10 protein-coding genes and 1 pseudogene are annotated in these 8,033 nt (G+C 67.9%); 5 read left to right on the top strand and 6 right to left on the bottom strand.

What is annotated here, in order from left to right:
- From VFG33_RS22300 to VFG33_RS22290, 3 genes are all read left to right on the top strand, one after another.
- Nucleotides 1–275: response regulator transcription factor (locus VFG33_RS22300; RefSeq protein WP_325054859.1), on the top strand; the 275-nt coding region annotated here is incomplete at its 5' end.
- A gap of 47 nt (nt 276–322) precedes the next feature.
- Nucleotides 323–751: a PPOX class F420-dependent oxidoreductase gene (locus tag VFG33_RS22295; RefSeq protein WP_325054858.1), complete on the top strand. Its 429-nt coding sequence runs from the start codon at nt 323–325 to the stop codon at nt 749–751.
- Nucleotides 752–817: 66 nt separating this feature from the next.
- Entirely contained in the window at nt 818–1,825 is a 1,008-nt protein-coding gene (locus VFG33_RS22290) for a GNAT family N-acetyltransferase (protein ID WP_325054857.1), read from the top strand.
- Here VFG33_RS22290 and VFG33_RS22285 read toward each other — a convergent pair.
- From VFG33_RS22285 to VFG33_RS22260, 6 genes and pseudogenes are all read right to left on the bottom strand, one after another.
- Nucleotides 1,803–2,047, bottom strand: a pseudogene (locus tag VFG33_RS22285) (GNAT family N-acetyltransferase). The gene VFG33_RS22290 and the pseudogene VFG33_RS22285 sit on opposite strands and share 23 nt — an antisense overlap.
- 447 nt (nt 2,048–2,494) lie before the next feature.
- Nucleotides 2,495–3,424, bottom strand: a complete 930-nt coding sequence (gene era / locus VFG33_RS22280; RefSeq protein ID WP_325054856.1) for a GTPase Era — start codon at nt 3,422–3,424, stop codon at nt 2,495–2,497.
- A complete protein-coding gene (locus VFG33_RS22275) occupies nt 3,408–3,743 on the bottom strand; it encodes a cytidine deaminase-like protein (RefSeq protein WP_325054855.1) in 336 nt (111 codons plus the stop codon). Before VFG33_RS22275 ends, era begins: the two co-directional genes overlap by 17 nt.
- 19 nt (nt 3,744–3,762) lie before the next feature.
- Nucleotides 3,763–5,073 (bottom strand): hemolysin family protein, encoded by a 1,311-nt coding sequence (locus tag VFG33_RS22270; protein ID WP_325054854.1) that lies wholly within the window; start codon nt 5,071–5,073, stop codon nt 3,763–3,765.
- Between the two features lie 173 nt (nt 5,074–5,246).
- Entirely contained in the window at nt 5,247–5,726 is a 480-nt protein-coding gene (gene ybeY, locus VFG33_RS22265) for an rRNA maturation RNase YbeY (RefSeq protein WP_325054853.1), read from the bottom strand.
- The gene (locus VFG33_RS22260) at nt 5,723–6,748 is read right to left on the bottom strand and encodes a PhoH family protein (RefSeq protein WP_414672975.1); all 1,026 of its coding nucleotides are present in this window, start codon (nt 6,746–6,748) and stop codon (nt 5,723–5,725) included. The genes ybeY and VFG33_RS22260 overlap by 4 nt, the downstream gene beginning before the upstream one ends.
- Nucleotides 6,749–7,148: 400 nt before the next feature.
- On the opposite strand from VFG33_RS22260, the gene VFG33_RS22255 reads away from it, so the two are divergent.
- Nucleotides 7,149–7,658 carry a SigE family RNA polymerase sigma factor gene (locus VFG33_RS22255; protein WP_325054852.1) on the top strand — a complete coding sequence of 170 codons (510 nt, stop codon included), beginning with the start codon at nt 7,149–7,151 and terminating at the stop codon, nt 7,656–7,658.
- On the top strand, nt 7,655–8,033 hold a 379-nt coding region (locus VFG33_RS22250; RefSeq protein ID WP_325054851.1), incomplete at its 3' end, for a hypothetical protein. The genes VFG33_RS22255 and VFG33_RS22250, both read left to right, overlap by 4 nt.

The raw sequence follows: 8,033 nt of genomic DNA, 5'->3' as shown, positions 1-8,033 counted from the left end.
GCCTGCTGCTGCGGGACCTCGGCGTACGGGTCCGGCATTGGACCTACCAGCAGCGCCCGGACACCGGGTGGGACAGCCTGACCTCGACCGAGGAGCAGGTCACCGAACTGGTGGCACTGGGGCTCACCAACCGGCAGGTCGCGGCGGAGATGTTCATCAGCACGCACACCGTCGCGTTCCATCTGCGCCAGGTGTTCCGCAAACTCGCCATCCGCTCGCGCGTCGAACTCGCCCGCCTGGCCGTCGAACGCGAGCAGACACCGGACAGCGCCTGAACCCTGGGGTTGCCTTCAAGTTTGGTTGAGTTCCTAGGCTGGACACCATGAGCGAATCCCTGCAGGACCGGATCGGCAGCCGTGGGCTGGGCGTCCTGGTCACACTCAAGCGCGACGGCCGCCCGCAGTTGTCCAACGTGAGCTACGCGTACGACGCTGCGGGCAACCTGGTCCGGGTCTCCCTCACCAACGGCCGGGCGAAGGTCGCGAACCTGCGCCGCGATCCCCGCGCCAGCCTGTACGTCGACGGTCCGCGCGGACGCTCGTACGTCGTACTCGAGGGCAAGGCCGAACTCAGCCCGGTGGCCGCGGCTCCGGACGACGAGGTGGTCGAGGAGCTGATCGACCTCTACCGCCACGCGGCCGGCAAGGAACATCCGGACTGGGACGACTATCGCCGCGCCATGGTCGAGGATCAGCGCCTCGTCTTCTCCATGTCCGTCGACCACGCCTATGGGATGCCCACTCCTTCGTAGACCGGAAGTTCCTGCCCGCCGATAAATGACTCGCGGTGATCGCCCTCCGGGGCGCACGCTGGGCCGGTGGATATCAAGAGGCTCTCCCCCGACGACGAGGTCGGGTGTGCGGACGCGGTGGCGTTGTTCACCGCCGCCGGCCAGCTCGACTGCCCCGAAGCCGTGCTGCCGACCCCGCGAAGCTATGCGGCCGACCTCGCGTACGGCGGTGACGGCGACCCGGGCCAGGCCTATCTGGCAAGGAACGACGACGGTCTCCTGGTGGGATTGCTCAGCGTGGACGCGCCGACGTACGACAACACCAACCTGGCGTGGTTCGAGGTCGACGTCCATCCGGACCACCGCGGCCAGGGCATCGGCAGTTCGCTGCTCCAGTACGGCGAGGAGCTGGCCCGCGAGCTCGGCCGGGATTCCCTCGGCATGAGCCAATGGGATCTGCCGAAGGCGGACGCGTTCTCCCGCCGGCACGGGTTCGAGCCGAAGGCGATCGAGGTGAACCGCCGGCAGGACATCACCACGCTCGACTGGTCAGCCGTCCAGAAGTTGTACGACGAGGCGGTGCTGGCGTCGTCCGGCTACGAGCTGGTGCGGATCACCGGAGCGTTGCCCGACGAACTGCTCGACGGCATGGTCGCGGTGACCGCCTCGATCAACGACGCCCCGAAGGACGACCTCGACATCGAGGACGACCTGTTCACCCCAGCCCGGCTGCGTGCCTACGAGACCTCGCAGTTCGCGCACGACCGGACCCTGTACCGGGTGATCGCCCGCGAGCGCGAGACCGGCGTACTGGCAGGTCATTCGACCATCACGGTCGAACGCGAACGCCCGTACATCGCCTCGCAGCACGACACCGCGGTCTCCCGCGACCACCGCGGTCACCGCCTTGGCGCCCTGCTGAAGACGGGCATGCTGCTGTGGATGCGCGACGCCGAACCAGCCGTCACCCAGCTGGACACGTGGAACGCCGAATCCAACGACCACATGATCGCCATCAACGAGCAACTCAACTACCACATCGTCGCCCGGTCCTTCGCCTACCAGAAAACCCTCAGCGGGGTTGGAGAACAGTGACTTTGAGGTCCTGGGTGACCGTGAAGCCCAGGGCCTGGTAGAGAGCTATAGCGCCGGTGTTGGTGGCGCCGGTGTGGAGGAAGGCGTTGTCGTCGGCGCGTTCGATGTCGGCGATCACCGCGCGGATCAGGCGGGTTCCAGGCCGCGGCCGCGGTGGGCCGGGGCAGTGCAGACTGCGCTGATCTCAGTCCAGCCCGGTGGGTGGAAGCGGACGCCCGCCATAGCGATCAGTTCGTCGCCCTCGCGGAGGCCGACGTAACGGCCCAGTTCGTAGGTTCGCGGGCCGAAGGGGCCGGGACGAGTCTCCTCGGTGAGTGCCAGCATGTCCGGCACGTCGGGCTCACCTAGGACGATCAGCTCCGGATCGTCGGCGCCAATGCCTTTCCCGGCGGCCAGTTGGACCAGCTCGAACTGCTGAACGAGCTTCCAGGTGTCCGGGACCACGAACTCCGGGCGGATCAACGCTGCCGTGCTTCCTCGCCCGACCAGTTCGGCGGCGTCGAGCCAGTCCTGCTCGGTCGGCTCGTCCGGGAGCGCCATGAACGGGCCGATCGAGGCCGGATAGCGGCGGGCGCCGCCGAGGATCTCCGCGAAGGATGCGTGCCGGCCGGTCAGCGACGAGTAGACCGGGTTGTCGAGCCGGCCAGCCGGAAGCTCGCTCATCCTGCCTCAGAATCCGAGCTTGCGGAGGTGCTTAGCATCCGTCTGCCAGTTCTTGGCGATCTTCACGTGCAGGTCGAGGTAGACCGGCGTACCGAGCAGGGCCTCGATCTGGCGGCGGGCGTTCGCGCCGACCTCCTTCAGCCGGGCGCCCTTGTGGCCGATGACGATGCCCTTCTGGCTGTCCCGCTCGAGGTAGATGTTGGCGTAGATGTCGATCAGCGGCTTGTCCGCCGGCCGGTCCTCCCGCAGGCCCATCTCGTCGATGGTGACGGCGATCGAGTGCGGCAGTTCGTCCCGGACACCTTCCAGCGCGGCTTCGCGGATCAGCTCGCCGACCAGGATCTCCTCCGGCTCGTCGGTGATGTCACCGTCCGGGTAGAGCGGCCGGCCGAACGGCAACTGCTTCACCAGTTCGTCGGCGACCACGTCGGTCTGGAAACCGTTGGTCGCCGACACCGGGATCACCGCGGCCCACTCGATCCCGACCGACTCCCCCAGAGTGGCGATCTCGCTCAGGTGCTCGGCCATCCGGTCCGGCCCGACCAGGTCGGACTTGGTCGCCAGCGCGATCTTCGGCGTCTTCGCGACCTTGGCGGCCTCGGTCACCAGGAACCGGTCGCCAGGACCGATCCGCTCGTTCGACGGTAGGCAGATGGCGATCACGTCGACCTCGGCCCAAGTGGTCTTCACCACATCGTTCAGCCGTTCGCCGAGCAGCGTGCGCGGCTTGTGCAGACCGGGCGTGTCGACCAGGATCAGCTGGGCGTCGCTCCGGTGCACGATCCCGCGGACCGCGTGCCGGGTGGTCTGCGGTTTCGACGAGGTGATCACGATCTTCTGGCCGACCAACGCGTTGGTCAGGGTGGACTTGCCCGCGTTCGGACGCCCGACGAAACAGGCGAAACCGGAGCGGAACTCCTCAGGTGTGGACGACATCACGAACCTCTCCGTTGCCATTGGCAACGACTACCGGGAGGGCGGCACCGCCGAAGTAGCGGACCACCTCGACATCGACCTGCTGGCCGTCGGTGACCACCGCGGCCGCCTCGATGCCCTTGACCCCGGAGGACACCGCCATCGCGACCGCGAGCTGCAGGGCCGACAGGAGCACGGTGTCGAGCTGCACGGTGCAGGCAGCATACGTCCGCCCGTCGGTGTCGCGGACCGCGGCGCCCTCGGCGGCGCGCGTTCGCGCCCGGGCCGCCCGGGCCAGAGTGATCAGTTTGGTGTCCTCGGCCGAGAGGTCAGAAGACATGGAAAGGCTCCAATGGGGTTCAGGCGGTCTGGTGATTGCTGTCCTGCGGCTGGTCGGCGGGCTCCCCGCGCCGGACCAGCACAGTACCGACCTGGTTGCGGCGACCGGACGGCCGCTCCGCCGTGAGGGACAGGCCGAGTCCCTCGATCTCGACCTGGGCGCCGGGAATCGGCACCTTGCCGAGCAGTTTGGCCATCAGCCCGCCGACAGTGTCCACGTCGTCGTCGTCCAGCGGTACGCCGAACAGCTCGCCGAGCTCGTCGATCGGGTACCGGCTGGAGACCCGGTAGGCGCCGTCGGACAGCGCCTGCACGGATTCCGGCGCCTCGTCGTACTCGTCGGTGATCTCGCCGACGATCTCCTCCAGGATGTCCTCGATGGTGACCAGTCCGGCGGTCCCGCCGTACTCGTCGACCACGATCGCGACATGCATCCGGGCCGCCTGCATCTCGCGCAGCAGCTCGTCCACCGGCTTGGAGTCGGGGATGTACATGCACGGCCGCATCACCGACTCGACCCGCTCGGTCGACTCGGCGGAGGCGTTGTCGTAGACGCGGCGCATCACGTCCTTGAGGTAGATCACCCCGACGATGTCGTCCAGGGAGTCGCCCACCACCGGGATCCGCGAGTACCCGCTGCGCAGTGCCAGCGAGGTCAGCTGCCGCAGCTTCTTGTGCCGCTCGATGTAGACCATGTCGGTCCGCGGCACCATCACCTCGCGGACGATGGTGTCGCCCAGCTCGAACACCGAGTGGATCATCTGCCGCTCGCCGGACTCGATCACCGACGACTTCTCGGCCAGGTCCACCAGCGCGCGCAGCTCCGACTCGGTCGCGAACGGGCCGGCCGCGAAACCCTTGCCCGGCGTCAGCGCGTTGCCGACCAGGATCAGCACCTTCGGCAGCGGCCCGAGCACGCTGGTCAGCGCCATCACCGGACCGGCCGACAGCATCGCGAACCGGTCCGAGTGCTGCCGGCCGAGCGTCCGCGGCGCGACCCCGATGATCACGTAGGAGACCACCACCATCACCACGGCGGTGATCAGGATGTGCTCCCAGGTCACCGTGAAGATGTTCGACAGCGCCTGGGTGACCAGCACGATCGCGGTGATCTCGCAGCTCAGCCGGACCAGCAGCAAGGTGTTCAGGTACCGCGGCGCGTCGGTGAGCAGGCTGGCCAGCCGCACCGCACGGGTGTTGCCCAGCTCCACCTGCTCGTCAGCGCGCACCTTCGAGTACGACGACAGTGCCGCTTCGGCGCCGGCGAACACCCCGGCGAGCAGAACGAGCACCGCAGCCACAACAAGCAGGACGCCGTCGTGGTAGGTCACTGGAAGGTCACTCCTGTCCTAGGCGGTGTCTGATGGTTCCGCGCCGTAGCGAGCAGGTGCTCGGTGCGGTGGCTCGGCGTGCTGGAGTGAAGGCCTCGATGTTTTTCCATCGTGGCCTTTGCTCCAGTGCGGCGAGGTGCCGTGCCGAGTGCCGCGCAGTAGGCGGGGAGCCATCAGACATCGCCTAGCCTGTTTCCGGGTGCGCGCCATGCTTCCAGCAACCGGCCCTGGACGTCCCACATCTCCGCCTTCTCGGCGGGTTCCGCGTGGTCGTAACCGAGCAGGTGCAGGATGCCGTGCACCGTCAGCAGCTCCAGCTCGGCCCACGTGCCGTGGCCCGCCTTCGCCCCCTGCTGGGCGGCGACGGTCGGGCACAACGCGATGTCGCCCAGATGCCCGAGGGGCATATCGGCGTCATCCGAGTCGTTGGTCCCCGGCCGCAGCTCGTCCATCGGCCACGACATCACGTCGGTCGGACCCGGCAGGTCCAGGAACTCGACGTGGTAGCGCGCCATCGTGTCCTCGTCGACCAGCTTGATCGACAGCTCGCACTCCGGGTGCAGCCGCAGTGACGACATCACGAAGCGGCTCAGCCGCATCAGTCCGTGGGCATCGATCTCGACGCCGGACTCGTTGTTGACCTCGACGTTCATCTGTCGCGCTCAGCGTCGCTCTCAAAGTCCTCGTACGCGGAGACGATCCGTCCGACCAGCTTGTGCCGGACGACATCATGCGAGGTCAGCCGGCAGAACGTCAGGTCCTCGACACCTTCCAGGATGTCCTGGACGACCCGCAGCCCCGACTTGGTCCCGCTCGGCAGGTCCACCTGGGTGACGTCGCCGGTGACGACCATCTTCGAGCCGAAGCCGAGCCGGGTGAGGAACATCTTCATCTGCTCCGGCGAGGTGTTCTGAGCCTCGTCCAGGATGATGTAGGCGTCGTTCAGGGTCCGGCCGCGCATGTAGGCCAGCGGCGCGATCTCGATCGTGCCGGCCGTCATCAGCCGCGGGATCGACTCCGGGTCGAGCATGTCGTGCAGCGCGTCGTAGAGCGGCCGCAGGTACGGGTCGATCTTCTCCGACAGCGTGCCCGGCAGGAACCCGAGCCGCTCGCCGGCCTCGACCGCGGGCCGGGTCAGGATGATCCGGGTGACCTCCTTGGCCTGCAACGCCTGCACGGCCTTGGCGACGGCCAGGTAGGTCTTGCCGGTACCGGCCGGGCCGATACCGAAGACGATGGTGTTCTTGTCGATGGCGTCGACGTACCGCTTCTGGTTCAGCGTCTTCGGCCGGATGGTGCGGCCACGGCTGGACAGGATGTTCTGGGTCAGCACCTCGCGCGGGCTCTCGGCCGTCTCGGCCTTGATCATCGCGATGCTGCGCTCGACCGAGTCGGCGGTCAGGCCGTGCCCGGTCCGCACGACGGCGATCAACTCGTCCACCAGCCGCTCGGCCAGGGCCAGGTCGGCCGGCTCACCGACGAAGGTGATCTCGTTGCCGCGGACCATGATGTCGGCCGCGAACTCCTTCTCGACGATCCGGAGGAACTCGTCCCGGGCCCCGAGCAGCGCCACCATGTTGATGCTGTTCGGCACCACGATCTTGTGCGAGGCCTGGTGACCAGCGCCGTTTGCGCTGCTGTCAGCGCGCGTCGCATTCGGGTGCGACGGCTCGATACTGCGTGGCCTGGACAGCCTTTCCTCCTGATGCTGGTGGTGATGACGTGCTCCATGCTAGCCGCCCGCCCCGACACCCTCACCCGATAAACCGCCACCCACCCCCTCACCTGCACTTTCACACCACCCCCAGCCCCATCCCGTACAGGCAAAACCACCCCCAGGGGCAGCCCCGGGAACCCGCATGATCATTCGTCCCCTTTTCACCCTCCCCGGAGCCTATCCAGCGCTTGCTCGCGTGCCTGGAGGGTGAAAAGGGGACGAATGATCATGCGGGTTCGCGCCGCGGTGGCTGGCGTTGTCTTGCCCGTATGGATCGGGTGAACGTTGTTGTCAACCTGGAACGTGACCTGCGCGTCATCGTTGCGTGGCACAACCGGCCGTGATGTATGACGAGTGCGTGGCTCAGGAATCCTCGTGGGATGCCGACGAGGCGCTGACGGCTGTCTATACGGCGCATTACACGTCGTTGGTCCGCCTCGGCGCCCTGCTGTTGCGCGACACCGGCTCGGCGGAGGAGATCGTGCAGGACGCCTTCGTGGCGATGCACTCCCGCTGGAACCGGCTGCGCGACCCGCACAAGGCGCTGGCGTACCTGCGGACCGCTGTGGTGAACCGGTGCCGATCCCGGCAACGGCACCTGGTGGTGGTGGACAAGCACCTGCCGAAGTCCCTGCCGGACGAGCCGAGCGCCGAGCACGCCGTACTGCGGACCGCCGAGACCGACCGGGTGATCGAAGCGATGCGCACCTTGCCGGAGAAACAACGCACCGTGATGGTGCTGCGGTACTACGGTGACCTGTCCGAGGCGGAGATCGCCGACACGATGGGGATCAGCCGGGGATCCGTGAAGAGCCATGCCGCGCGGGCGACCAAGTCGCTGCGCCAGGTCCTGGAGCAGAACGCATGAACGACCACCCGAACGACCCGTTCGACGAGCTGATGCGGCGAGCCCTGAACGCGGAGGCCGACCTGGTCGAGCCGGCCGACGGGCTGCACGAGATCCAGGCCCGGGTCCGGACCCAGCGCAAGCCGGTCAGCCGCCGACCCTGGGCGATCACCGCCGGCGCCGCCGTGCTCGGCACCGCCGCCGCGGTCGGCGCGTTCGCCGTGCTCAGCGGCGACAACAGGAACGCCGGCGACACGGAGGTGGCCGGGCCGGGCGACTCCACCAGCAGTGCCGGAGCCGCGGTGACCCTCCAGCCGACCCCGGAGCAGTCCGCGGCGCCGAGCGAGCCGACCACCGCGCCGTCCGCGCCTGAACCTGCCGTCACGACCAAGCCGA

The organism is Kribbella sp. (genome assembly GCF_035687465.1).
Classification (GTDB): domain Bacteria; phylum Actinomycetota; class Actinomycetes; order Propionibacteriales; family Kribbellaceae; genus Kribbella.
This window is presented reverse-complemented; position numbering and strand designations above follow the sequence as displayed.

Excerpts from the sequence above, each read along its gene's own strand:
- VFG33_RS22295 (WP_325054858.1), top strand. The coding sequence starts at position 323 with ATGAGCGAATCCCTGCAGGACCGGATCGGCAGCCGTGGGCTGGGCGTC.
- era (WP_325054856.1), bottom strand. The coding sequence starts at position 3,424 with ATGTCGTCCACACCTGAGGAGTTCCGCTCCGGTTTCGCCTGTTTCGTC.
- VFG33_RS22275 (WP_325054855.1), bottom strand. The coding sequence starts at position 3,743 with ATGTCTTCTGACCTCTCGGCCGAGGACACCAAACTGATCACTCTGGCC.
- ybeY (WP_325054853.1), bottom strand. The coding sequence starts at position 5,726 with ATGAACGTCGAGGTCAACAACGAGTCCGGCGTCGAGATCGATGCCCAC.